The sequence below is a fragment of the Variovorax boronicumulans genome, from assembly GCF_019352895.1.
Lineage (GTDB): Bacteria > Pseudomonadota > Gammaproteobacteria > Burkholderiales > Burkholderiaceae_C > Variovorax > Variovorax boronicumulans_A.
The window spans coordinates 590919-615268 of sequence record NZ_JAAAFX010000014.1 but is presented as its reverse complement, the minus strand read 5'-3'; the positions used below and the strand labels follow the sequence as shown (position 1 = coordinate 615268).

At 69.0% G+C, this 24350-nt stretch carries 22 protein-coding genes and 2 pseudogenes; 21 read left to right on the top strand and 3 right to left on the bottom strand.

The window, feature by feature from the left end:
• The first annotated feature begins 192 nt into the window (after positions 1-192).
• The 6 genes from K0H49_RS29210 (at position 193) to K0H49_RS29185 (ending at position 5747) form a co-directional block, all read left to right on the top strand.
• Positions 193-987, top strand: coding sequence for an alpha/beta fold hydrolase (locus tag K0H49_RS29210; RefSeq protein WP_219220213.1), 795 nt, complete (start codon positions 193-195; stop codon positions 985-987).
• Positions 984-2162, top strand: a complete 1179-nt coding sequence (locus K0H49_RS29205) for an ABC transporter substrate-binding protein (protein ID WP_219220211.1) — start codon at positions 984-986, stop codon at positions 2160-2162. The genes K0H49_RS29210 and K0H49_RS29205 overlap by 4 nt, the downstream gene beginning before the upstream one ends.
• A gap of 143 nt (positions 2163-2305) precedes the next feature.
• Entirely contained in the window at positions 2306-3178 is an 873-nt protein-coding gene (locus K0H49_RS29200; protein WP_219220209.1) for a branched-chain amino acid ABC transporter permease, read from the top strand.
• Between the two features lie 142 nt (positions 3179-3320).
• Positions 3321-4286, top strand: a complete 966-nt coding sequence (locus K0H49_RS29195; protein WP_219220207.1) for a branched-chain amino acid ABC transporter permease — start codon at positions 3321-3323, stop codon at positions 4284-4286.
• Positions 4283-5044, top strand: a complete 762-nt coding sequence (locus K0H49_RS29190; RefSeq protein ID WP_219220205.1) for an ABC transporter ATP-binding protein — start codon at positions 4283-4285, stop codon at positions 5042-5044. The genes K0H49_RS29195 and K0H49_RS29190 overlap by 4 nt, the downstream gene beginning before the upstream one ends.
• Position 5045: 1 nt before the next feature.
• On the top strand, positions 5046-5747 hold the full coding sequence (locus K0H49_RS29185) for an ABC transporter ATP-binding protein (protein WP_219220203.1): 702 nt from the start codon (positions 5046-5048) through the stop codon (positions 5745-5747).
• Between the two features lie 23 nt (positions 5748-5770).
• Here the strand turns inward: K0H49_RS29185 and K0H49_RS29180 are convergent, their stop codons facing one another.
• Positions 5771-6481: a Crp/Fnr family transcriptional regulator gene (locus K0H49_RS29180; RefSeq protein WP_219220201.1), complete on the bottom strand. Its 711-nt coding sequence runs from the start codon at positions 6479-6481 to the stop codon at positions 5771-5773.
• 181 nt (positions 6482-6662) lie between these two features.
• Between K0H49_RS29180 and K0H49_RS29175 the strand changes: the two genes are divergently transcribed.
• The 6 genes from K0H49_RS29175 (at position 6663) to K0H49_RS29150 (ending at position 12892) form a co-directional block, all read left to right on the top strand.
• Positions 6663-7607: a 3-hydroxyacyl-CoA dehydrogenase NAD-binding domain-containing protein gene (locus K0H49_RS29175; RefSeq protein WP_219220200.1), complete on the top strand. Its 945-nt coding sequence runs from the start codon at positions 6663-6665 to the stop codon at positions 7605-7607.
• Positions 7608-7644: 37 nt separating this feature from the next.
• Positions 7645-9435, top strand: a complete 1791-nt coding sequence (locus K0H49_RS29170) for a feruloyl-CoA synthase (RefSeq protein WP_219220198.1) — start codon at positions 7645-7647, stop codon at positions 9433-9435.
• A 28-nt stretch (positions 9436-9463) separates the two neighbouring features.
• Positions 9464-10276: a crotonase/enoyl-CoA hydratase family protein gene (locus tag K0H49_RS29165; protein ID WP_219220196.1), complete on the top strand. Its 813-nt coding sequence runs from the start codon at positions 9464-9466 to the stop codon at positions 10274-10276.
• A gap of 138 nt (positions 10277-10414) precedes the next feature.
• Entirely contained in the window at positions 10415-11329 is a 915-nt protein-coding gene (locus K0H49_RS29160; RefSeq protein WP_219220194.1) for a 3-keto-5-aminohexanoate cleavage protein, read from the top strand.
• Positions 11330-11367: 38 nt separating this feature from the next.
• Positions 11368-12573, top strand: coding sequence for an ABC transporter substrate-binding protein (locus tag K0H49_RS29155; protein ID WP_219220192.1), 1206 nt, complete (start codon positions 11368-11370; stop codon positions 12571-12573).
• A 55-nt stretch (positions 12574-12628) separates the two neighbouring features.
• Entirely contained in the window at positions 12629-12892 is a 264-nt protein-coding gene (locus K0H49_RS29150; RefSeq protein ID WP_219220190.1) for a DUF1272 domain-containing protein, read from the top strand.
• Here K0H49_RS29150 and K0H49_RS29145 read toward each other — a convergent pair.
• Positions 12876-13730, bottom strand: coding sequence for an SDR family oxidoreductase (locus K0H49_RS29145; RefSeq protein WP_219220188.1), 855 nt, complete (start codon positions 13728-13730; stop codon positions 12876-12878). The genes K0H49_RS29150 and K0H49_RS29145 overlap by 17 nt on opposite strands.
• Before the next feature lie 93 nt (positions 13731-13823).
• On the opposite strand from K0H49_RS29145, the gene K0H49_RS29140 reads away from it, so the two are divergent.
• The 6 genes and pseudogenes from K0H49_RS29140 to K0H49_RS29115 form a co-directional block, all read left to right on the top strand.
• A complete protein-coding gene (locus tag K0H49_RS29140; RefSeq protein WP_219220184.1) occupies positions 13824-14747 on the top strand; it encodes a LysR family transcriptional regulator in 924 nt (307 codons plus the stop codon).
• A gap of 67 nt (positions 14748-14814) precedes the next feature.
• Positions 14815-15138, top strand: coding sequence for an ArsR/SmtB family transcription factor (locus K0H49_RS29135; protein WP_219220182.1), 324 nt, complete (start codon positions 14815-14817; stop codon positions 15136-15138).
• Complete coding sequence (locus tag K0H49_RS29130; RefSeq protein WP_219220180.1) at positions 15132-16415, top strand: arsenic transporter; 1284 nt, start codon at positions 15132-15134, stop codon at positions 16413-16415. Before K0H49_RS29135 ends, K0H49_RS29130 begins: the two co-directional genes overlap by 7 nt.
• A gap of 41 nt (positions 16416-16456) precedes the next feature.
• Positions 16457-16888, top strand: a complete 432-nt coding sequence (gene arsC, locus K0H49_RS29125; RefSeq protein ID WP_219220178.1) for an arsenate reductase (glutaredoxin) — start codon at positions 16457-16459, stop codon at positions 16886-16888.
• Positions 16872-17327 (top strand): annotated as a pseudogene (locus K0H49_RS29120) (NAD(P)H-dependent oxidoreductase); the annotation flags it as partial. The gene arsC and the pseudogene K0H49_RS29120, both read left to right, overlap by 17 nt.
• 262 nt (positions 17328-17589) lie before the next feature.
• Positions 17590-17838 (top strand): annotated as a pseudogene (locus K0H49_RS29115) (arsenical resistance protein ArsH); the annotation flags it as partial.
• Positions 17839-17847: 9 nt separating this feature from the next.
• On the opposite strand, the gene K0H49_RS29110 reads toward K0H49_RS29115, so the two are convergent.
• A complete protein-coding gene (locus tag K0H49_RS29110; protein WP_219220176.1) occupies positions 17848-18936 on the bottom strand; it encodes a PA0069 family radical SAM protein in 1089 nt (362 codons plus the stop codon).
• A 155-nt stretch (positions 18937-19091) separates the two neighbouring features.
• On the opposite strand from K0H49_RS29110, the gene K0H49_RS29105 reads away from it, so the two are divergent.
• The 3 genes from K0H49_RS29105 to K0H49_RS29095 all read left to right on the top strand — a co-directional run bounded on the left by K0H49_RS29105 (position 19092) and on the right by K0H49_RS29095 (position 24323).
• Entirely contained in the window at positions 19092-20078 is a 987-nt protein-coding gene (locus K0H49_RS29105; RefSeq protein WP_219220174.1) for a DUF3829 domain-containing protein, read from the top strand.
• 218 nt (positions 20079-20296) lie between these two features.
• Positions 20297-22183 carry a 1,4-alpha-glucan branching protein GlgB gene (gene glgB / locus K0H49_RS29100; RefSeq protein ID WP_219220418.1) on the top strand — a complete coding sequence of 629 codons (1887 nt, stop codon included), beginning with the start codon at positions 20297-20299 and terminating at the stop codon, positions 22181-22183.
• A gap of 94 nt (positions 22184-22277) precedes the next feature.
• Positions 22278-24323 carry an alpha-1,4-glucan--maltose-1-phosphate maltosyltransferase gene (locus tag K0H49_RS29095; RefSeq protein ID WP_219220416.1) on the top strand — a complete coding sequence of 682 codons (2046 nt, stop codon included), beginning with the start codon at positions 22278-22280 and terminating at the stop codon, positions 24321-24323.
• Positions 24324-24350: the final 27 nt, after the last annotated feature.

The window sequence follows — 24350 nt, the reverse complement described above, 5'->3', positions numbered from 1 at the left end:
CCCCATCCCCGCCTTCCCCCAAAGGGGGAAGGAGCCACAACCATGCACGAGGCGGCCGATGTCTTCCTCTTCCTCCCTCCCCCGCTGGGGGAGGGTTGGGGTGGGGGCCCGGGCCTTCGCGCACGCCCAGACTTTGCCGGCGCTGCGTACCCCCATCCCTGCCTTCCCCCAAAGGGGGAAGGCGCCACAGCCATGAGCGCGACCTTCGCCACCATCGACTGGCGCGGCCGCGCCGTGCGCATCGAGTGCGAATGGATCGCGCCCGAGCGCAACGACGCCCCGCTCGTCGTCTTCCTGCACGAGGGCCTGGGCTCGGTCGCGATGTGGAAGGACTTCCCGGCGCAGCTGTGCGCGGCCGGCGGCTTGCGCGGCCTGGTGTTCTCGCGGCCGGGCTACGGCCGCTCGACCCCGCGCGACGCCGACGAGACCTGGGATGTCGATTTCATGCACCGCCAAGCGCACGAGGTGCTGCCGCCGCTGTTCGAGGCGCTGGGCATCGACGAGGCGCCCTGGCTCTTCGGCCACAGCGACGGCGGCTCGATCGCGCTGCTGCATGCCGCGCGCTTCCCGGCCAAGGTCGCGGGGCTGGTGGTGCTCGCGCCGCACATCTTCGTGGAAGACAAGACCGTGGCGAACATCGAGATCGCGCGCACCGCCTACCTGGGCACCGATCTGCCGCAGAAGCTCGGCCGCTACCACGACGACCCGGACTCGGCCTTCTGGGGCTGGAACCGCATCTGGCTGCATCCGCCCTTCCGCCACTGGAACATCGAAGCCGAACTCGAGGGCATCCGCTGCCCGGTGCTCGCCATCCAGGGCGAGGACGACGCGTACGGCACCCTGCAACAGATCCGCGGCATCGCATCGCGGGTCCCCGCCACGCAACTGCTCGAGCTGCCGGACTGCGGGCATTCCCCGCACCGGGACCAGCCGCAGGCCGTGATCGACGCCACCGTTTCGTTCATCCACAACAGGAGACATCCATGAGCCACACCCCCACGCGCCGCACCGTGACCGCCCTCGCGGCCTTTGCGCTGGCCTGCATCGCCACCGCGAGCCACGCCCAGCCGGCCAAACTCAAGGTCGGCCTGATGCTGCCCTACAGCGGCACCTACACCGCGCTGGGCGTGGCGATCGAGAACGGCTTCAAGCTGCGCGTCGAGGAACAGGGCGGCAAGCTCGGCGGCCGCGAGATCGAGTACGTGAAGGTCGACGACGAGTCCGATCCGGCCAAGGCCACCGACAACGTGAACAAGCTGATCAAGCGCGACAACGTCGACGTGATCGTGGGCACCGTGCACTCCGGCGTTGCGATGGCGATGGCCAAGGCGGCCAAGGAAAGCGGCACCGTGCTGCTGGTGCCCAACGCCGGCGCCGACGCCGTGACCGGCCCGATGTGCGCGCCCAACATCTTCCGCAGCTCGTTCTCCAACTGGCAGCCGGCCTACGCCATGGGCGAGGTCGCGGCCAAGCAGGAGAAAAAGAAGAAGGCCATCACCATCACCTGGAAGTACGCGGCCGGCGACGAGTCGGTCAACGGCTTCAAGGAAGGCTTCGAGAAGTCCGGCGGCCAGGTGGTGAAGCAGCTCACCGTGCCCTTCCCCAACGTCGAGTTCCAGGCCCTGCTGACCGAGATCGCGGCGGCCAAGCCCGATGCGGTCTACGCCTTCTTCGCGGGCGGCGGCGCGGTCAAGTTCGTCAAGGACTACGCGGCTGCGGGCCTGAACAAGACCATCCCGCTCTACGGCCCGGGCTTCCTGACCGACGGCACGCTCGACGCGCAGGGCGACACCGCGCAGGGCATGCTGACCACCCTGCACTACGCCGACGGCCTGAACACGCCGCGCGACAACAGCTTCCGCACCGCCTATGCCAAGTCCTTCAAGCTGCAGCCCGACGTGTATGCGGTGCAGGGCTACGACGCCGCGCAGATGCTGGCGATCGGCCTCGACGCCGTGAAGGGCGACATCTCGAAGAAAGCCGAGTTCTCGGCCGCCATCGAGCGCGCCAAGATCGACAGCCCGCGCGGCAGCTTCTCGGTGAGCAAGTCGCACAACCCGGTGCAGGACATCTACCTGCGCAAGGTCGACGGCAAGGAGAACAAGATGGTCAGCATCGCCGTGAAGGGCCTGGCCGATCCCGCGCGCGGCTGCAGGATGTAACCCACCCCCGTCCCTCGCTCACTTTCGTGTAGCTCGACTCCCCCCTCGAGGGGGCGACACCTGCGGACCGGCCAAGCCGGATCCGCGGTGTCTCCCGCATCGCATCTCCTTCTCAACGAACGCGTCCAGAGAGAACCTCCAACGTGGACATCGGCACCTTCCTCGTCCAATGCCTGAACTCGGTTCAGTACGGACTGCTGCTCTTTCTCGTGGCCTCGGGGCTGACGCTGATCTTCGGGATCATGGGCGTCATCAACCTGGCGCACGGCAGCTTCTACATGCTGGGCGCCTACATGGCCTTCGCGCTGTCGCCGCTGTTCGGCGACCAGTTCATCGTGATGCTGCTGGCGGGCGTGGTGCTGGCGGCCGTCTTCGGCTACCTGCTCGAATGGGCCTTCTTCAGCTACCTCTACCAGCGCGACCACCTGCAGCAGGTGCTGATGACCTACGGGCTGATCCTGGTGTTCGAGGAACTGCGCTCGATCCTGGTCGGCAACGACGTGCACGGCGTCAAGGCGCCGCCCTGGCTCGAAGGCAGCTTCGCGCTGGGCGACCTGATGAGCTACCCCTGGTACCGGCTGTTCGCCTCGGCGGCCTGCATCGTGCTCGCGATCGGGCTCTACCTGGTGGTCAACCGCACGCGGCTGGGCATGATGATCCGCGCCGGCGCCAGCAACCGCGACATGGTGCGCGGCCTGGGCATCGACATCCGCCGGCTCTACCGCATCGTGTTCGCGGCCGGCGTGGCGCTGGCCGCGCTGGCCGGCATGATCGCCGCGCCGATGTCCTCGGTCTACCCGAACATGGGCGCCAGCGTGCTGATCGTCTGCTTCGTGGTGGTGGTGATCGGCGGCATCGGCTCGATCACCGGCGCGCTGGTCGCCTCGCTGCTGGTGGGCTTCGTCGACACCTTCGGCAAGGTCTTCTTCGCCGAACTCAGCGGCATGGGCATCTACGTGCTGATGGCGATCATCCTCATCTGGCGCCCTGAAGGTCTCATGGGAAAACGAAATTGAACACCCCCGAAACGCCTGCGGCGTCTCCCCCTCGAGGGGGCGATACCAGCGGCCCGGCAAAGCCGGTTCCGCGGTATCTCACGCATGCGCGTGCATCGGTTTCGATGGCCGTGCATCGTTCGACAGCTTGGTGGACAACGCAATGAAAACTCTCGCCCACTGGATTCCCTTGCTCTGCGCGCTGGCCCTGGCCGCGCTCGGCCCCACGCTGAGCCCCTACATCTCGGACCTGATCGTCAAGGTCATGATCCTGTCGATCTTCGCGCTGAGCCTGGAACTGCTCGTCGGCATGACCGGCCTGGTCAGCCTGGGCCACGCGGCCTTCTACGGCATCGGTGCCTACGCGACGGTGCTGGGGTCCGGGGCCGAGGGCGGCTCGATCGCCTGGCTGCTGCCGCTCGCGATGGGCAGCGCCGCACTGTATGCGCTGGCCGTGGGCGCGCTGAGCCTGCGCACGCGCGGCGTCTACTTCATCATGGTCACGCTGGCCTTCGCGCAGATGGCCTACTTCGTGTTCCACGACACCAAGGTCGGCGGCGGCAGCGACGGCATCTACCTGTACGTGCGGCCCGCGCTGGGCGCGATCGACATGGAGAACCGCCGGGTGCAGTTCTACTTCGTGCTGGCGGCGCTGGCCGGCACCTACGGCCTGCTGGCGCTGATCCGCCGCTCGCGCTTCGGCGCCGCGCTGGCCGGCATCCGCGTCAACGAGCAGCGCATGCGCGCGGCCGGCTTCGCGGTCTACGGCTACAAGCTCGCGGCCTTCGTGATCGCGGGCGCGCTGGCGGGCCTGGCCGGCTTCCTGGTCGCCGCGCGCGACGGCGTGGTCAACCCCGAACTCATGGCCTGGCACAACTCGGGCGAAGTGCTGCTGATGATCATCCTGGGCGGCCTCGGCCACCTGCGTGGCGCGGTGATCGGCGCGGTCGCCTTCACGCTGCTCAAGGAGGTGCTGGGCACGCACGCGCTGGTCGGTCCGCTGGCCGACCACTGGCAGCTCACGCTGGGCATCGCGATCATCGTGTTCGTGGCGCTGCTGCCCAAGGGCCTGATCGGCCTCGCGGCGCGGATCTCGCCCACGCCCGCGGCCAAGGCGGTAACGCCATGAGCACACCCCTGCTGTCCGTCCAGACCCTGACCCGGCGCTTCGGCGGCCTGGTGGCGGTGAACGCGGTCACGCTCGACCTGCGCCGCGGCGAGGTGCATGCGGTGATCGGCACCAACGGCGCCGGCAAGTCGACGCTGATCAACATGCTCTCGGGCGAGATCGAGGCCTCCGAGGGCCGCATCGCGCTCGAAGGCGTCGACATCACGGCGCGCGCCCAGTCGCGGCGCGCACGCGACGGCGTGGGCCGCAGCTACCAGCGCACCACGATCTTTCCCGAGTTCACGGTGCACGAGAACTGCCGCCTGGCCGCGCAGGCCGCCACGCCGCGGCCCTGGGCCCTGTGGCAGTCCGCGCAGGCTTGCGCCGCCAGCAACGCCGCGGCCGGCGAGGCGCTGCGCGCGGCCGGCCTCGAGGCCGAGGCGCACCGCATCGCCGGCACCCTGAGCCACGGCGCCAAACGCCAGCTCGAGGTCGCGATGTGCCTGGCGACGCGGCCGCGCGTGCTGCTGCTCGACGAGCCGCTGGCGGGCATGGGCGCGGAGGAATCCGAACGCATGCTGGCCCTGCTCACGCGGCTCAAGGCCTCGCACGCGATCCTGCTGGTGGAGCACGACATGGACGCGGTCTTCCGCATCGCCGACCGCATCACCGTGATGGTCAACGGCAGCGTGATCGCGACCGGCGAGCCGGCCGCCATCCGCAACGACCCGGGCGTGCGCGAGGCCTACCTGGGCGACGACCACGGCGAGGGCCACTGAGATGCTGCAGATCGAAGCCATCCACACCTACTACGGCGACAGCCACATCCTGCGCGGCGTCGACGCGACCCAGGCCGCGGCCACCTCGCTGGGCCTGCTCGGGCGCAACGGCATGGGCAAGACCACGCTGATCCGCACGCTGATGGGCTATGTGCGCCCGGCCTCGGGCCGCGTGCTGCTCGACGGCCGCGACGTGAGCGGCTGGGCACCCGAGAAGATCGCGCGGCTGGGCATCGGCTACGTGCCCGAGGGCCGCGGCATCTTCCCCAACCTCTCGGTGCGCGAGAACCTGCTGATGAGCGCGCGCGCCGGCATCGACGGCCGGCGCGAATGGACCTTCGAGCGCGTGATGGCGACCTTCCCGCGCCTGACCGAGCGGCTCGCGCACGGCGGCCAGCAGCTGTCGGGCGGCGAGCAGCAGATGCTCTCGATCGGCCGCGCGCTCATGACCAACCCGCGCTTGCTGATCCTCGACGAGGCGACCGAGGGCCTGGCGCCGCTGATCGTGGCCGAGATCTGGCGCGTGATCGCCGACATCCGCGGCACCGGCATCGCCACGCTGATCGTCGACCGCGACTGGCGCCGTGTACTGGCCCACACCGAGCGCGCGATCGTGATGGAGAAGGGCCGCATCGTGCTCGCTGCCGAATCGGCGGCGGTGGCGGCCGAGCCCGCGGCGCTGGCGACCTGGCTGGGGGTCTGAAGCGCCGGCGCTCGCCGGTGGCGCTACTCGACCGCGGTCAACGCGGTGAGCCGGTCGATGTCGAGGATGGTGATGCCGCCGTATTCGGTGCGCACCACCCCCATGGCCTTGAACTGGCTCAGCGCCTGGTTGCAGCGCTGGCGCGACAGGCCCACGAGGTTGGCCAGTTCCTCCTGCGAGATCTGCAGGTGCAGGTCGCCGCCGGGGTTCAGCCAGGGGTGCACCAGCCCGGTCAGCGCGCGCGCCACCTGCGCCTCGACGCCCAGCACGCGGTGCGCGGCGAAGTCGCCCATGAACCAGTGCAGGCGCTCGTTGATCTGGTTGGTGAGGAAGCGGCCGAAGGCCGGCTGCGTCTCGTACAGCCACTCGAAGGTGTTCTTGGGCAGCATGGCCACGCGGCTGTGGCGCAGCGCGATGATGTCGGCCTGCACCGGCTTGCCACGCAGCAGGCTGCCCTCGCCGAACCAGCTGCCGACCGTGAGCCCGCCCAGCGTGACCGAGCGGCCCGCGCGCGTGCCGGTGGACCACTTCATCACGCCCTCCATCACGCCGTTCCACCAGAGCGCGGTCTCGCCGTGGCGGATCAGCGCATCGCCGGCCACCACCGTGCGCTCGACCACGTCGGCCAGCACCTGCGCGCGCGCGGCCGGCGTCAACAACGCAAACCACGCCGATTCGTCCAGCAGTTGCTGAAGGGTGATGCCGGCCGCGCGTGGCGCTGTCTTGAAGCTCATGGGATGTATGGGATGCGTGCTTGGGCGCGAGGGCCGGTCCTGAGGTTTTCCCAGGTGCGGATTGTCGTTCAGACGACTGTGACTTCGCAGCACCCATCGAACAATTCGATGCGCAAAGACTCCACGTGCGAGCGCCGCCTGCGTCCTCGCTTCTCTCCTTCATCGACTGCCTCTTCCCACCATGACCTCTCCCTCCATCCAGCGCGTGGCCATCGTCGCCACCGGCGTGATCGGCGCCAGCTGGGCCGCCCACTTCCTGGCCCACGGGCTGGACGTGGTGGCCACCGATCCTTCGCCCGATGCCGAAGCGCGGCTGCGTGCGAGCGTGGCGCGGCACTGGCCCACGCTCGAGCGGCTGGGCCTCGCGCCGGGCGCGTCGATGGACCGGCTGTGCTTTCACGCCGAACTCGACGCCGCATTGCACGGTGTCGACTTCGTGCAGGAGAACGGCCCCGAGCGGCGCGACTTCAAGACCGATCTGTTCCAGCGCATGGACGCGCTGCTGCCGCCCGAGGTGATCCTGGCCTCGAGCTCTTCGGGCCTCTCGACCACCGACATCCAGTCGGCCTGCCGGCACCCCGAGCGCGTGGTGCTGGGGCACCCCTTCAACCCGCCGCACCTGATCCCGCTGGTCGAGGTGATCGGCGGCGCGCACACCTCGGCGCGCACCATCGAACGCACGATGCAGTTCTACGCCTCGGTCGGCAAGCGGCCCATCCACGGCCGCAAGGAAATCAAGGGCCATATCGCCAACCGGCTGCAGGCGGCGCTCTGGCGCGAGGCCTTCCACCTGGTCGAACAGGGCGTGGCCACGGTGGAAGACATCGACACCGCGATCGCCTTCGGCCCCGGCCTGCGCTGGGGCGTGTTCGGCCCCTTCATGAACCTGCACTTCTCCGGTGGCGCGGGCGGCATCGCGCATGTGCTGGACCATCTGGGCGGCCCGATCGAAGCCTGGTGGCAGGACCTGGGCACGCCCGCGATGACGGCCGAGCTCAAGGCCCTGGTCGTGCAGGGCGTGGCCGATGCGCTCGAAGGGCAGAGCCTCGCAGCACTCGAGGCCCGGCGCGACGAGCTGCTGATCGGGCTGATCCAGGCCAGGGCCGCGGCCGATCCACGCAGCTGATTGCCTCCCGCACACGCCCCACAAGAAAGGACCCGACATGGTCGCCCTCTACGACAACCCCGCCCTCGTCGCACCGGCACGCACGCTGTGCCGCCAGCAACCCGACGGCAGCCTGGTGCTGAGCTCTCCCGAAGCGCTCGCCGCCTACGACCGCTGCATCGGTGACTGGCTCGAGCGCTGGTCCGCCGAGACGCCCGACACGCTGGCCTTCGCCGAACGCGACGCCAGCGGCGAATGGCGTCGCGTGCGCTGGGGCGAACTGCGCCGCCACGTCGGCGCGATCGCACAGCGCCTGCTCGACCTGCAACTGCCGCGCGACCGGCCGGTGCTGGTGCTCTCCGACAACTCGATCGACCACGCCATGCTGATGCTGGCCGCGCTGCACGTCGGCCTGCCCTTCTGCCCGGTCTCCAGCGCCTACTGCCGGCTGACCAGCGACCACACCAAGATCCGCGGCATCGTCCAGACGCTGCAGCCCTCGCTGGTCTATGCCGCGAATGCCCAAACCTATGGTGCGGCGATCAGCGCCTGCGCGGGCGACGCGGTGAAGGTGCTGAGCGACGGCGCCGAAGACGTGCCCGGCGCCCTGCATTTCGGCGGCTTCCTCGACACCGCCGAAACGCCGGCCGTCAGGGCCGCCTTCGAGGCCCTGCGCGGCGACGACGTGGCCAAGCTGCTGCTGACTTCGGGCTCGACCGGCCAGCCCAAGGTGGTGGTCAACACGCACCGCATGCTGTGCGCGAACCAGCAGGCCTTGGCGCAGACCTGGCGCTTCCTCGCGACGCAGAAGCCCGTGCTGCTCGACTGGCTGCCCTGGAGCCACACCTTCGGCGGCAACCACAACCTGAACCTGGTGCTGCGCCATGGCGGCACGCTCTACATCGACGAGGGGCGGCCCGCCCCCGGGCTGATCGAGAAGACCGTGCGCAACCTGCGGGAGGTGCGGCCCAACCTGCACTTCAACGTGCCACGCGGCCTGGACATGCTGCTGCCCTTCCTCGAGGCCGACCTCGACCTGGCGCGCGAGGTGCTGTCGCCGCTGCTGCTGGTCTTCTATGCCGCGGCCGCCCTGCCCACCAGCACCTGGCAGCGGCTCGAGGCGCTGGCGGCCAGCGTGCGCGACGAACCGCTGTGGCTCACCACCTCCTGGGGCTCGACCGAGACCTCGCCGCTGGTCACCAGCGCGCACTTCCGCCTCGACGGCGCGGGCTGCATCGGCATCCCGCTGCCCGGCCTCGAGCTCAAGCTGGTGCGCAACGGCGAGAAGCAGGAGATGCGCGTGCGCGGCGTCTCGGTCTTCGCGGGCTACCGCAACGCCCCCGAGCTCACGGCCGCCGCCTTCGACGACGAAGGCTTCTACCGGATCGGCGATGCGGGCTACCTGGTCGACCCCCAAGACCCGGCACGCGGCGTGATCTTCGACGGCCGCGTGGCCGAGGACTTCAAGCTCACGAGCGGCACCTGGGTCTCGGTCGGTCCGCTGCGTCTGCAGCTGGTCACGGCCCTGTCGCCCTATGCGGCCGACGCGGTGATCGCGGGCCACGACCGCGACGAGATCGGCGCGCTGGTCTTCCCCACGGCGGCCGCGCTGGCGGCCGGCCCCGCCGCGGTCGCGCAGAAGGTACGCGAGGCCCTGGCCGCCTTCCAGCGCAGCGGCGCGGGTTCGTCGCAGATGCCGCGCCGCATCCTGTTCATGGCCGAGCCGCCGAGCGCGGATGCGGGCGAGATCACCGACAAGGGCTATGTGAACCAGCGCGCGGTGCTGACGCGGCGCGCCGACGCGGTGGCACGGCTCTACGCCGGCGCTGCCGACGTCATCCGGACCTGAGAACACATCCCACACAGGCACCTTCTTCATGCACGACGATTTCTCTCCCCTGCCCGGCCCCTGCAGCCAGCTGCGCTTCCTCCAGGTCACGCAGTCGGAGGCGCTGGTGCACCTGCGCCTGCACCGGCCCGACAAGCGCAACGCGATCAGCGACGCCTTCCTGGCCGAACTCCAGATCGCGTTCTCGGCCTTGCCCGCGCACTGCCGCGCCGTGGTGCTGAGCGGTGCCGGCGAGCATTTCTGCGCCGGCCTCGACCTGTCGGAGGTGATGGAGCGCAGCGTCGCCGACGGCGTGCTGCATTCGCGCGCCTGGCACCAGGCCTTCGAGCAGATCCAGTACGGCCGCGTGCCCGTGATCGCGGCCCTGCACGGCGCGGTGATCGGCGGCGGGCTCGAACTCGCGGCCACGGCGCACCTGCGCGTGGCCGATCGCAGCACCTTCTACGGCCTGCCCGAAGGACAGCGCGGCATCTTCGTGGGCGGCGGCGGCTCGGTGCGCCTGCCGCGGCTCGCGGGCTTCAGCCTCATGACCGACATGATGCTCACCGGTCGCGTGCTCGACGCAGCCGAGGGCCAGGCCGCGGGGCTGAGCAACTACCTGGTCGAACCCGGCGCGGCCGTCGACAAGGCGATCGAGCTCGCACGCAAGGTCGCCAGCAATGCGCCGCTGTCCAACTTCGCGATCCTGCAGGCGCTGCCGCGCATCGCCGACATGAGCCGCTCCGACGGCCTGTTCGTCGAGGCCCTGATGTCGGCCGTGGCGCAGGGCGACGACGAGGCCAAGGCGCGCGTGCGGGCCTTCCTCGAGAAGCGCGCGGGCAAGGTGGGTCGGGAGGCCTGAGCATGGCCCCGGCCGCGTAAACCCTGAGGTGAATTGTCGTTGCGACGACTGACCTGCAGGAGCCGGGGTCGAACAATCGACGCACGCCACGCGGAACACCGCGTCCTCGTTTCTCCCCACGCCAGAGCCTCTCTCTCCATGTCCAAACGCAAAGTCATCCTGACCATCGCCCCGACCGGTGGCATGGCCCACAAGTCGCAGAACCCGCACCTTCCCACGCAGCCGCAGGAGATCGCCGACGACACGGTCCGCTGCTGGAACGCCGGCGCCAGCGTGGTCGCGATCCATGCGCGCCGGCCCGACGACGGCGCCACCTGCAACCCCGACATCTATCGCGACATCAACACGCGCATCCGTGCGCGCAGCGACATCGTGATCAACAACTCCACCGGTGGCGGCGTGCACGGCGACATGGTGCATCCGCTGGCGGGCGACCGCTGGGAGATCCTCTGGGAAGAACGGCTCAAGGGCATGGAGGCCGGCGCCGAGATGTGCACGCTCGACGCCACCACGCTGAACCTGAGCTTCGAGGGCAAGGAGATCCTGATGGACACCTCGCTGGCACGCGGGCGCGAACTCGCCGCGGGCATGAGGGCACGCGGCATCAAGCCCGAGTGGGAGGTCTTCAGCCCCACCCACATCCTGCAGGACACCAGCACGCTGATCGGCGAAGGGCTGGACGACGCGCCGCACTTCGTGAACCTGGTGATGAACGTGCACCGCAACTTCCAGAACGCGATGCCCTACTCGCCGCGCTTCCTCCAGATGATGGTCGACACGCTGCCCAAGCACAGCATCTTCTGCGTGAGCGGCATCGGTCCCTCGCAGCTCGAGGCCAACGTGGCCTCGCTGCTGCTCGGCGGCCATGCGCGCGTGGGGCTGGAGGACAACCTCTACTTCCGCCAGGGCGAACTCGCGACCAACGTGCAGCTCACCGAACGCATCGTGCGGATCATCCGCGAGATGGACATGGAACCCGCCACGCCCGCCGAGGCCCGCGAAATGATGGGCCTGCCGCGCGTGGGCGCCGTGCGTCCCGCCTTCGCCCTCTGAGCCACCGATTTCCATCCAAGAGAACAAGAGAGACACCCATGAAAAAAACCCGCATCGCCTGCGCGCTCGCATTGATGGCCTCGGCCGCCGGGGCCTCGGCACAGATCTCCGACGACGTGATCCGCATCGGCTTCATCAGCGACATGTCCGGCATCTACCGCGACTACGACGGCCCCGCGGGCGCGGACGCGATCCGCATGGCGATCGCCGACATGGGCGGTGCGATCGACGGCAAGCGGATCGAGCTGCTGACGATGGACCACCAGAACAAGCCCGACATCGCCGCGGCCAAGGCGCGCGAATGGTTCGACGTCAACAAGCTCGACATGCTGATCGGCGGCGTGAACTCCGGCGCGGCGATCGCGATGGCCGGCGTGGCCGCGGACAAGAAGAAGCCCTATTTCGTCGTCGGCTCGGGCGCCTCCAGCCTGACCAACGAGTTCTGCTCGCCCTACACCGTCCAGTACGCCTACGACACCGTGGCCATGGCGCGCGGCACGGCCAATGCCGTGGTCAAGGGCGGCGGCAAGTCCTGGTTCTTCGTGGCGGCCGACTACGCCTTCGGCGCCTCGCTGCAGAACGACGCCACCAAGGTGATCCTCGACAACGGCGGCACGGTCGTGGGCTCGGTCAAGCATCCGCTGGGCGCGAGCGACTTCTCGTCCTTCATGCTGCAGGCGCAGAGCTCCAAGGCTCAAGTGCTGGCATTGGCCAATGCGGGCGGCGACACGGTCAACGCGCTGAAGTCGGCCGCGGAATTCGGCATCAGCAGGAACATGAAGCTCGCCGGCATGATCATCACGATCAACGACGTGCATGCGCTGGGCCTGAAGACCGCGCAGAACATGTACCTCACCGACAGCTGGTACTGGAACCAGAGCGCGGAATCGCGGGAGTGGGCTCGGCGCTTCTTCGACAAGCAGAAGCGCATGCCCTCGTCCTTCCAGGCCGGCAACTATTCGGCCACGCTGCAGTACCTGAAGACCGTCAAGGCCGCGGGCACCGACGAAGGCGACAAGGTCATGGCGCAGCTGCGCAAGGCGAAGTTCGACGACATGTTCGTCAAGGGCGGCTGGCTGCGCGGCGACGGCCTGATGGTGCACGACATGCACCTGCTGCAGGTCAAGACCCCCGCCGAATCGAAGGAACCCTGGGACTACTACAAGGTCGTCGAATCGATCAAGGGCGAGGTGCCATGGACCACCAAGGCCGAATCGCGCTGCGCACGCTGGAAGGCCAGCTGAGGCGCCGTGCCGTCTCGTTTAAGCTCGAAGCACCGCTTTCCGAGGTCTTCTTTCCATGCTCCAAATGCGCCCAGGTTGCGAATGCTGCGACCGCGACCTGCCCGCCGAATCGGCGGACGCCCGGATCTGTTCCTTCGAGTGCACCTTCTGCAGCGACTGCGCGGAACGCCACCTCGCCGGCGCCTGCCCCAACTGTGGCGGCGAACTGATCCGCCGTCCGCGCCGGCCGGCGGCCAAGCTGGCGAAGTCGCCGGCCTCGACCGAGCGGGTGTTCAAGCCGGCCGGCTGCGCGCCCGCGGTGATCACGCCGTCGGCGTGAAGGTGGTGCGCATCAGCGCGATGTAGTCGTCTTCCGAGCTCTCGCGCCGCGCGCGCACCAAGGGCGCGATGTCCTCGGTCGCCACGTAGCGCAGCCGGTCCGTGCCGTCGCTGGTGGCTTCGTAGATCACGCCGGCCACGTCTTCCGAGGTGGCCAGCCGGGCCGAGCGCAGGCCCGCGAACACTTTCTGCGCCCCCGCGACGAAACCGTCGTAGTCGGCCGGCGCGGCCAGCGCCTGCGAGGCCTCGGCCGCAGCGCGGGCGCCGAAGCCGGTGCTGACCACGCCGCCGGGTTCGACGATCTTCACCACGATGTTCTGCGACTGGAGTTCGTAGGACAGCGATTCCGAGAAGCCTTCGAGCGCGAACTTGCTGGCCGTGTAGAGCGAGATCATCGGCAGCCCGAACACGCCGGCCCCCGAGCTCACGTTGACGATCACGCCCAAACGCTGGGCGCGGAAGTGCGGCAGCAGCGCGCGGGTCACGTCCATCACGCCGAACACGTTCACGTCGAACTGCGTCTGGATGCTTTCCCTGGAGGCAGATTCGAACAGGCCGAACAGGCCGAAGCCCGCGTTGTTCACCAGCGCATCGATGCGGCCGAAGCGCGCGATGCCGGCCGCGATGGCTTCGTCGATGCTGGCGCGGTCCTGCACATCGAGCCGCGTGACCCACACGTTGTCGAGCGCCGCGAGTTCGGCGCCGGCGGCCGGCGTGCGCATGGTGGCGACGACGTTCCAGCCGTGCTGCGCGAAGAGACGGGTGGCCGACTGGCCGAAGCCGGTCGAGGCGCCGGTGATCAGGACGGTCTTGCGGCCGTCGGCGGAAGCGGATGTCATGTGATTTCCTTTCGAAGAGCAGCGAAGATAGGCCGCGCCGATCGATGAAACAATCGGCCCAATGACGCATGAAGTCATGCAGGAAATCGCACAATGCAGAAAACCGGATTGGCCGAACTCAACGCCGTGGTCGCGGTATCGACGCACCGCAGCTTCCGCCGTGCCGCGGCCGAACTCGGCCTGTCGCCCTCGGCGCTGAGCCATGCGATCGCGGCGCTGGAGCAGCGCATGGGCGTGCGCCTGTTCAACCGCACCACGCGCAGCGTGGCGCTCTCCGCCGCGGGCGAGCAGTTCCTGGCGCGCGTGCAGCCGGCGCTGCGCGAGATCTCGGCCGCCATGGCCGCGGCCAACGAACTGCGCGACACGCCCGCGGGCACGCTGCGCCTCAACGCCTCGGAGGCGGCGGCCTCGATGATCCTGGCGCCCGTGGTGCTGGAGTTCCTGCGCCGCCACCCGGCCATGGAGGTGGACATCGTGACCGAAGGCCGGCTGGTCGATATCGTGGGCCAGGGCTTCGACGCCGGCATCCGCATCGCCGAGAGCGTGCCCGAGGACATGATCGCCGTGCCCTGCACGCCGCCCGTGCGCTTCGCCGTGGTCGGCGCGCCCGCCTACTTCGCGACGCGCAGCAAGCCGCGCACGCCCCAGGACCTGGCCGGGCACGTGTGCGTGCGCACGCGTTTCCCCAGCGGCCCGCTCTACAAGTGGGACTTCGAGAAGCGCGGCCAGCGCGTGTCGGTCGACGTGGCCGGGCCGTTGACGCTCGACGACCATCACCTGATGGTCGAGGCCGCGCTGGGCGGGGCAGGCCTGGTCTGGACCAGCGAGTACGCGGTCGCGCCGCATGTCGCGGCCGGCCGCCTGCTGCGGGTGCTGGACGACTGGTCGCCCCCGATCCCCGGCCTGTGCGTCTACTACCCCGGCCACCGCCACGTACCGGCGGGCCTGCGGGCCTTCCTCGAGGTGGTGCGCGAGGTCGCACCCACGCTGTTCGACCGCGACGGCATGCGGCGCTGAACAGCGTCATGGCCCGACAAACCAGCCGGCCTTGTCACCAATTCCATAATTCAACTATCATTGAATCATGGAAGCCAATGAAGTCGTCCGCGCCCTCGCCGCCCTCGCCCAACCCGTGCGCCTGCAGGTCTTTCGCTGCCTGGTGGTCGCCGGCCCCGAGGGCCTGACCCCCGGTGCGCTGGTCGAGGCCATCGGCGTGCCCGCCACCAGCCTCTCCTTCCACCTCAAGGAGCTGACGCACGCGGGCCTGGTGTCGCAGGAGCGCCAGGGCCGCAACCTGATCTACCGCGCCGCCTTCGACCGGATGAACGCGCTGCTCGGCTACCTGACCGAGAACTGCTGCCAGGGCGCGCCCTGCCTCGCCGACGGCAGCGCCGCCTGCGCATGCTGACGGCACTGGCGATCTTCGCCTTCACGCTGGTGTTGGTGATCTGGCAGCCGCGCGGGCTAGGCATTGGCTGGAGCGCCTCGCTGGGCGCCGGGCTCGCGCTGCTGTCCGGCGCGGTGCATTGGGCCGACGTGGCGACCGTGTGGGGCATCGTGTGGAACGCCACCGGCGCCTTCATCGCGGTGATCGTGATCAGCCTGCTGCTCGACGAGGCCGGCTTCTTCGAATGGGCCGCGCTGCATGTGGCGCGCTGGGGCGGCGGGCGCGGCGCACGGCTGTTCGCCCTGATGGTGCTGCTGGGCGCGGTGGTGTCGGCGCTGTTCGCCAACGACGGCGCGGCGCTGATCCTCACGCCGATCGTGATGGCCATGCTGGCCGCGCTGGGCTTCGGGCCGGCCGCGACCCTGGCCTTCGTGATGGCGGCCGGCTTCATCGCCGACACCGCGAGCCTGCCGCTGGTCGTCTCCAACCTGGTCAACATCGTCTCGGCCGACTTCTTCGGCATCGGCTTCCACCGCTACGCCGCGGTGATGGTGCCAGTCAATCTCGCGGCCGTGCTCGCCAGTCTGGGCATGCTGATGCTGTACTTCCACCGCGACATTCCCGCGCGCTATGCGGTGGCGCGGCTGCGGGCGCCGGCCGAGGCGGTCCGCGACCCCGCGACCTTTCGCGCGGGCTGGGTCGTGCTGACCCTGCTGCTGGTCGGCTTCTTCGCGCTCGAGCCGCTGGGCGTGCCGGTGAGCGCGGTGGCCGCGGCGGCGGCGGCGGTGCTTCTGGCCGTCGCCGCGCGCAGCCCGGTGATCGACACGCGCCGGGTGCTGCGCGGCGCGCCCTGGCAGATCGTGGTCTTCTCGCTGGGCATGTACCTGGTGGTCTACGGGCTGCGCAACGCCGGCCTGACGGGCCAGCTCGCCGCGCTGCTGAACGTGTTCGCGCAGGGCGGCGTCTGGGGCGCGGCGCTGGGCACCGGCCTGCTCACGGCCCTGCTGTCCTCGGTGATGAACAACATGCCCACTGTGCTGATCGGTGCGCTGTCCATCGAGGCCTCGAACGCCAGCGGCGTGGTCAGGGAAGCCATGGTCTATGCCAACGTGATCGGCTGCGACCTGGGCCCGAAGATCACGCCGATCGGCAGCCTGGCGACGCTGCTCTGGCTGCACGTGCTGGCGAAGAAGGGCACCACCATCGCTTGGGGCCAGTACTTCCGCATCGGCATCGTGCTGACCCTGCCGGTGCTGCTCGTCACGCTGGCCGCGCTGGCGCTGCGGCTCGGCGGCTGAAACATCCACTTTTTACGCTTCAACCACTCCTGTCACGCACCATGAGCGACATCACGATCTATCACAACCCGTCCTGCGGCACCTCGCGCAACGTGCTCGCGCTGATCCGCAATTCCGGCGAGGAACCCACGGTCATCGCGTACCTGAAGAACCCGCCCGACCGCGCCACGCTCGAAGGCCTGATCGCGGCCATGGGCATCACGGCACGCGAGCTGCTGCGCCAGAAGGAGAAGCCTTTTGCCGAACTCGGCCTGGCCGACCCGACCTGGACCGACGCGCAGATCGTCGGCTTCATGCTGGAGCACCCGATCCTGATCCAGCGCCCGATCGTGGTGACGCCGAAGGCCACCCGCCTCTGCCGCCCGTCCGAAGCGGTGCTCGACATCCTGCCGCAGCCCCAGAAAGGCGCGTTCTCCAAGGAAGACGGCGAGGCCGTGGTCGACGCGAAGGGCCAGCGTGTCGCCAAGCCTTGAGTTCCTGCAGCGGCCCGATCCGCAGCGCTTGCCGCCGCCGGCGCGCGCCACGCATGCGCCGCGCATCCTGCTGCTCTACGGTTCGCTGCGCGAGCGTTCGTACAGCCGGCTCGTGACCGAGGAGGCGGCGTGCCTGCTGCAGGCCATGGGGGCCGAGACGCGCACCTACGACCCGCACGGCCTGCCGCTGCCCGACGGCGCGCCCGAGGACCATCCCAAGGTGCGGGAACTGCGCGAGCTGGTGCAGTGGAGCGAGGGCATGGTCTGGTGCTCGCCCGAACGGCACGGCGCGATGACCGGGCTGATGAAGGCGCAGATCGACTGGATCCCGCTGTCCATCGGCGCGGTGCGGCCCACGCAGGGCAAGACGCTCGCGGTGATGCAGGTGTCGGGCGGCTCGCAGTCCTTCAACGCCGTGAACCAGCTGCGGGTGCCAGGGCCTGTGAATGCTATTTCCGGGGTCGCGAAGGCCTGCCACGGCGGGCCAATCAAGGCGCGTGACGCTGCGCGTGCTGAAGCACGCGCAAGGAGCGCAACGCCGAGTGGCCCGTCGTGGCAGGCCTTCCCGGAGGGTTGGCTGAATCAGGGGCCGTCTGCGGCGTTGCCCGCGCTTGCAAGGCTTCAGCCTTGCTGCGCACGGGCGCCTTGCATCCGGCCCCTGATTCAACCAACGCGATCCCCGGAAATAGCATTCACAGGCCCTGGGGCGCTGGATGCGCATGATCACCATCCCCAACCAGTCCTCGGTGCCCAAGGCCCATCTGGAATTCGAGGCCGACGGTCGCATGAAGCCCTCGCCCTACCACGACCGCGTGGTCGACGTGATGGAGGAGCTGCTCAAGTTCACGCTGCTCACGCGCGACTGCGCGGACTACCTGGTTGATCGCTACAGCGAACGGCGCGAGAGCGCGGCGGCGCTGACGCAGCGGGTCAATCTGCGCAGCATCTGATCCTTTTCTTCAGAACAGGCTGCCCTGCCCCGCCGCGCCCGGCGGCCGGAAGGCGCCCAGGTCCAGCGGGATGCGCTGGCGGTTGAAGCCGATGCGATTCGTCGCTTTCTCGAAGCGCTGGCGGATCAGGTCGGCCCACAGGCCGCTGCCCTTCATGCGGGTGGCGAAGTCGGCGTCGTAGTCCTTGCCGCCGCGCATCTCGCGGATGCGCGCCATCACGCGCGCCGCGCGGTCGGGGTAGTGCAGTTCGAGCCACTGCTTGAACAGCGGCGCCACCTCCCAGGGCAGCCGCACCACAGTGTAGAAGGCGCAGCGCGCGCCCGCCTCCCAGGCGGCCTCGAGCACCTTCTCCATGTCGTCGGTGATGAAGGGGATCTGCGGCGCCACGCTCACGCCCACGGGCACGCCGGCCTCGGCCAGGGTGCGGATGGTGCGCAGCCGCCGCTGCGGCGAGGCGGCGCGCGGCTCCAGCTTGCGGGCCAGCTCGCCGTCGAGCGTGGTGACGGTTACGTAGACCGCGGCCAGGTGCTGGGCCGCCATCGGCGCGATCAGGTCGAGGTCGTGCTCGACCGCACTGGACTTGGTGACCAGGCCGAAGGGATGGCGGGTTTCCCGCAGCACCTCGATCACCGCGCGGGTCAGGCGGAGCTCGCGCTCGATCGGCTGGTAGCAGTCGGTCGCGGTGCCGATCGCGATCTGGCTGGGCCGGTAGTTCTTGCGACCCAGCTCGGCGCGCAGCACCTCGGCCACATTGCGCTTGGCGATCAGCTTGGTCTCGAAGTCCAGGCCGGGCGAGAGGTTGAGGTAGCTGTGGGTGGGCCGGGCGAAGCAGTAGATGCAGCCGTGCTCGCAGCCGCGGTAGGGGTTGAGCGAGCGGTCGAAGGGGATGTCGGGCGAATCGTTTTCGCTCAGCACCGACTTCACGTCCTCGAAGCGCACCTCGGTCTGCAACGGCAGCAGTGCATCGGCCGCGGTTTCGTCGAGCGTGCCCCAGCCGTCGTCGTAGGCGTCGCGCACGTCGCGCTCGAAGCGATGGGCCAGTCGAGTGGCCGCGCCGCGGCCCTTGAGGGCGTGCAGGGGGATGAAGGCGTCGGACATGATGAATACTGTATTTTCATACAGTATCGCCATTCGAAGCGTCCAGGTAAAGCCCGCGTCACCTCGCTTTACATCTGCGGTCCTGTCCTGCAAGGCGGGGCCCGGTGATGCATTAAGTTACCAAGCCTTCTCCCTACCTCTTTGGACATACAACAATGCACAGCAAGACAAAGACCCGCACGCACAGCCAGAAGCTCTGGATCGCCGCCGCCGCCACCTGCGCGGTGCTCGCGCTGAGCGCTTGCGGCAAGGCCGGCGACGCCGCCTCGAGCGTGAGTGCGGCGGCCTCGGCGGTCGGGGACAAGGTCAAGTCGGCGGCCAGCAACGTGGACACCGGCCAGGCGACCAGCGCCAAGCTCAACGGCTACACCCAGGGCTACAACAAGCTCATCGGCACCTTCGGCCTGCCCGAAACCCACGAGCGCTACCTCAAGCTCAACATCCCCAAGCGCAAGGCCACCGACAACCTGTCGATCAGCGCGGGCTGGGTCGACATCTCGCTCGAGCAACTGAAGAAGGCACGCGCGCTCCCCGCCTCCGAGCTCGGCGCGCTCGACCAGAGCGCCGACGCCCTGATCACGGAACTCGGCACGCTCGTGACCCAGCTCAAGGCGCTGGAGGTCTACTACAGCGCCAAGGCCTACCAGGAAGACGACCTGGCCAAGGGCAAGGCCCAGGATGCCGACGTGCGCGCCGCCTTCGACAAGAGCACGGCCAGCATGAAGCGCTTCAGTGCCGTGCTGGGCACCGAAGAGAAGAAGCGCAGCGCGGCCATGCTGGCCAAGCTCAAGGCCTCGGGCGACATGCTGGGCTACAACACCAAGCTGGGCCTGCAGCAGGCCGAGGAGGTGGTGTCGCTGTTCGACAGCGAATCCGACATCCGCGACCCGGCCAAGTACCAGGCGGCCGATGCGATCGTGTCCTCGCTCGACAAGACGCTGGCCGAACAGCGCGAGCTCTACGCCGCGGCCAAGGACAAGGAACCCCGCCCCGATTCGGCGCACGAGAGCACCGGCTCGTCGCTGGTGTCATTCATCGGGACCTACCGCACGATGAAGCAGGCCAAGACCGCCAAGTCCTTCAACGACATGGTCAAGAAGTACAACGACGCGGTGACCAGCGCCAACCGCCTGCGCGGCTGATCCCGCCCCTTCGCTCGTCCGCGCCGCCGGGCGCGCGACGGGATTCTTGCAGGCGCAGTTAACAATGGCATGAAAGGTGCAACATAGCTCCTGTCCGACAAGGCAAAGGGCGCTCGGCGGCCCAATCCGGGTCGGGCATACGGTTCAATGAACGTTGTCGCAAGGGCGCCGCCGGAATTCGCCGGACCCGCCCGCGCAGGAGGATTCCACCCGTGCACATCCCATCCCCACGCCTGAGTGATCAGGACGTCTGGCTTTTCCGTGAGGGCACGCATGCCGAGATGCACCGTGCCATGGGCTGCCAGATGCAGCCCGAGGGCGGCGCGACCTTCGCGGTCTGGGCGCCGAACGCGCGCGCCGTCTCGGTGGTGGCCGACTGGAACGGATGGAACGACACCGCGCTGCGGCTCGAAGCACGGCCCGACGGCAGCGGCATCTGGGAGGGCTTCTCGCCCGATGCCACGCGCGGCGCGGTCTACAAATACCGGGTGTTCGACCGCCACGGCCACTCGGTCGACAAGGCCGATCCCTTCGCCTTCTACGCAGAGCACCCGCCGGCCACCGGCTCGCGCGTCTGGTCGATCGACGACTACACATGGAACGACGCCGACTGGATGCAGCAGCGCGGCCCGAAGAACGCGCTCGATGCGCCGATGTCGGTCTACGAACTGCACCCCGGCTCCTGGCAGCGCGAGGGCGGCGAAATGCTGGGCTGGCGCGAACTCGCCGAGCGCCTGGCGGCCTACGTGGTCGACATGGGCTTCACGCACGTCGAGCTCATGCCCGTGACCGAGCACCCCTTCTACGGTTCGTGGGGCTACCAGACCACCGGCTACTTCGCGCCGACGGCGCGCTACGGCACGCCGCAGGATTTCATGGCCTTCGTCGACCACCTGCACAGCCGGGGTATCGGCGTGCTGCTCGACTGGGTGCCTTCGCACTTCCCGACCGATGCGCACGGCTTGTCGGTGTTCGACGGCACGCACCTGTTCGAGCATGAAGACCCGCGCCAGGGCTTCCATCCGGAATGGAACTCGAGCATCTTCAACTACGGCCGCAACGAGGTGCGCAGCTTCCTCATCTCGTCGGCCCTGTTCTGGCTCGAGCGCTACCACCTCGACGGCCTGCGCGTCGACGCCGTGGCCTCGATGCTCTACCTCGACTACGCGCGCCAGCCCGGCGAATGGATCCCCAACCGGAACGGCGGCCGCGAGAACCTCGAGGCGGTCGAGTTCCTGCGCGACCTGAACCGCGCCGTGTACCGCGCACACCCCGACACGGTCTCGGTGGCCGAGGAGTCGACCGCCTGGCCGATGGTCTCGCGGCCCACGGAGATGGGCGGCCTGGGCTTCGGCATGAAGTGGAACATGGGCTGGATGCACGACACCCTGGCCTACTTCGCCAAGGACCCGGTGCACCGCCGGCACCACCACCACCAGCTGACCTTCTCGCTGGTCTATGCCTTCAACGAGAACTTCGTGCTGCCGCTCTCGCACGACGAGGTGGTGCACGGCAAGGGCTCGCTGATCAACAAGATGCCCGGCGACAGCTGGCAGCAGTTCGCCAACCTGCGCGCGCTGTTCGGCCTGATGTGGGCCCACCCGGGCAAGAAGCTGCTCTTCATGGGCGGCGAGTTCGGCCAGCGCCGCGAGTGGACGCACGACGGCGAGCTCGAATGGTGGGTCACGGGCACCGAAGGCCATGGCGGCCTGCAGCATTTCGTGCGCGAACTCAACCGCGTCTACAAGGCCGAGCCCGCGCTGTACGAGGTCGATTTCTCGCCTGATGGCTTCGAATGGATCGAGGCCGACGACGCCCAACGCAGCGTGTTCGCCTTCCTGCGCAAGGCAAAGGACGGCGCGCCGGTGCTGGTGCTGTGCAACCTCACGCCGCTGCCGCGCACCAACTACACGGTCGGCGTGCCGCTGGCCGGCGAATGGCAAGAGCTGCTCAACAGCGATGCCCGCGACTACGGCGGCGCGGGCTGGGGCAACCTGGGCGGCGCCCAGACCTCGCCCCTGCCCGCGCACGGCCGCCGCCAGTCGCTCAACCTCACGCTGCCGCCCCTGTCCACCCTGATCCTCAAGCACGTGCCCCATGCCTAAGAGTTCCCAGCCCCCCAAGACGCCGAAGTCCCTCCACCCCGCGGCACCGGCCGCGCCCACCGCGGCCGACACCGCCATCCCGGCCGCGCCGCCGATGCCGCAGACCCAGGTCGCGGCCCTGCTGTCGCTGCCGCACGGGATGCCCAAGGAGGGCCGCGTGCGCGCCGTGGTCGACGCGGTGTTGCCGGCCGTCGACGGCGGCCGCTTCGCGGTCAAGCGCATCGCGGGCGAGGCCTTCGAGGTCACGGCGCACTGCTTCACCGACGGCCACGACGTGCTGCGCGTGCTGCTGCAATGGTGGCGCGAAGGCGAGACCACGGTGCACGAGACGCCGATGACGCTGAGCAACAACGACGTGTGGCACGCCGCCTTCGTGCCGCCGGTGCCGGGGCGCTACGTCTACACCGTGCTGGCCTGGGTCGACGGCTTCGCATCGTGGCACCACGAACTCACGCGACGCGTGGACGAGGCCGACATTCGCATCGCGGCGCAGGTCGGTGCGCTGGAGATCGCCGCGGCGGGCGCACGCGCGACCGGCGAAGACGCGCAGGCGCTGGCCCGCGCCGCTGCCGAACTGGCCAAGGCCGCGACCGACCGCGCCATCGATGGCCCGCGCCTCAAGGCGCTGGCGCTCGACCCCGCGCTCGAGACGCTGGCCGGCAAGTACCCCGACCGCCGCTTCGAAGCGCGCTACGGCGCCGAGCTGTCGCTGGTGGTCGACCGCGAGCGGGCCCGCTTCAGCAGCTGGTACGAACTGTTCCCGCGCTCGGCCGGCACCGAACTCGGCCAGCACGGCACCTTCGCCGATGTCGAGGCCCGCCTGCCCGCCATTGCGCGCATGGGCTTCGACGTGCTGTACTTCCCGCCCATCCACCCCATCGGCCGGATCGACCGCAAGGGCAAGAACAACGCGCTCGTGACCGAGCCCGACGACGTCGGCAGTCCCTGGGCCATCGGCTCGGAGGAAGGCGGCCACAAGCACATACTGCCCGCGCTCGGTACGCCCGAGGACTTCCGCCACCTGGTGGCCGAGGCCGGCAGGCACGGCCTGGAGATCGCGCTCGACATCGCCTTCCAGTGCGCGCCCGACCATCCCTACGTCAAGCAGCATCCGGGCTGGTTCCGCTGGCGGCCCGACGGCACGGTGCAGTACGCGGAAAATCCGCCGAAGAAGTACCAGGACATCTATCCCTTCAACTTCGAGTGCGACGACTGGCAGGGGCTGTGGACCGAGCTCAAGAGCGTGATCGACCACTGGATCGGCGAAGGCGTCTCGATCTTCCGCGTCGACAACCCGCACACCAAGGCCTTCCCGTTCTGGGAATGGGCGATCTCGGAGATCAAGCGCGAGCACCCCGAGGTGCTGTTCCTGGCCGAGGCCTTCACCCGGCCCAAGGTGATGCACCGGCTGGCCAAGCTGGGCTTCTCGCAGTCCTACACCTACTTCACCTGGCGCAACAGCAAGGAAGAACTCACGGCCTACTTCACCGAGCTGTCGAGCTCGCCGGGCCACGAATATTTCAGGCCCAACGCCTGGCCCAACACGCCCGACATCCTGCACGAGCAATTGCAGAGCGGCGAGGCGCCGATGTTCCGGCTGCGGCTCACATTGGCCGCGACGCTGGCCGCCAACTACGGCATCTACGGCCCGGCCTACGAGCTGCTCGAGCACCTGCCGCGCAACCCCGGCAGCGAGGAGTACCTCGACTCCGAGAAGTACCAGCTGCGCCACTGGCGCACCGAGATGCCGCACAGCCTGGCGCCCTTCATCGCGCGGCTCAACCGCATCCGGCGCGACAACCCGGCGCTGCAGACCAACGCCACGCTGCGTTTCCTGCCGGTGGAGAACAACCAGCTGCTGGCCTATGCCAAGTCCTCGGACGACGGCAGCAACGTGGTGGTCACGGTGGTCAACCTCGATCCGCACCAGACGCAGTCGGGCTGGATCGGCCTCACGCCCGAATCCATCGGCGTGCCGGCCGGCCAGTCCTTTCAGGTGCACGACCTGCTGAGCGACCAGCGTTTCCTCTGGCAGGGCGAGTGGCACTACGTGCAGCTCGACCCCCAGCACACGCCGGCCCACGTGCTGCGCGTGCGCCGTCGCACCCGCGACGAGAACGATTTCGAGTACTTCCTTTGACCCTCCCGAAGAAGAAGCAGAAAGACG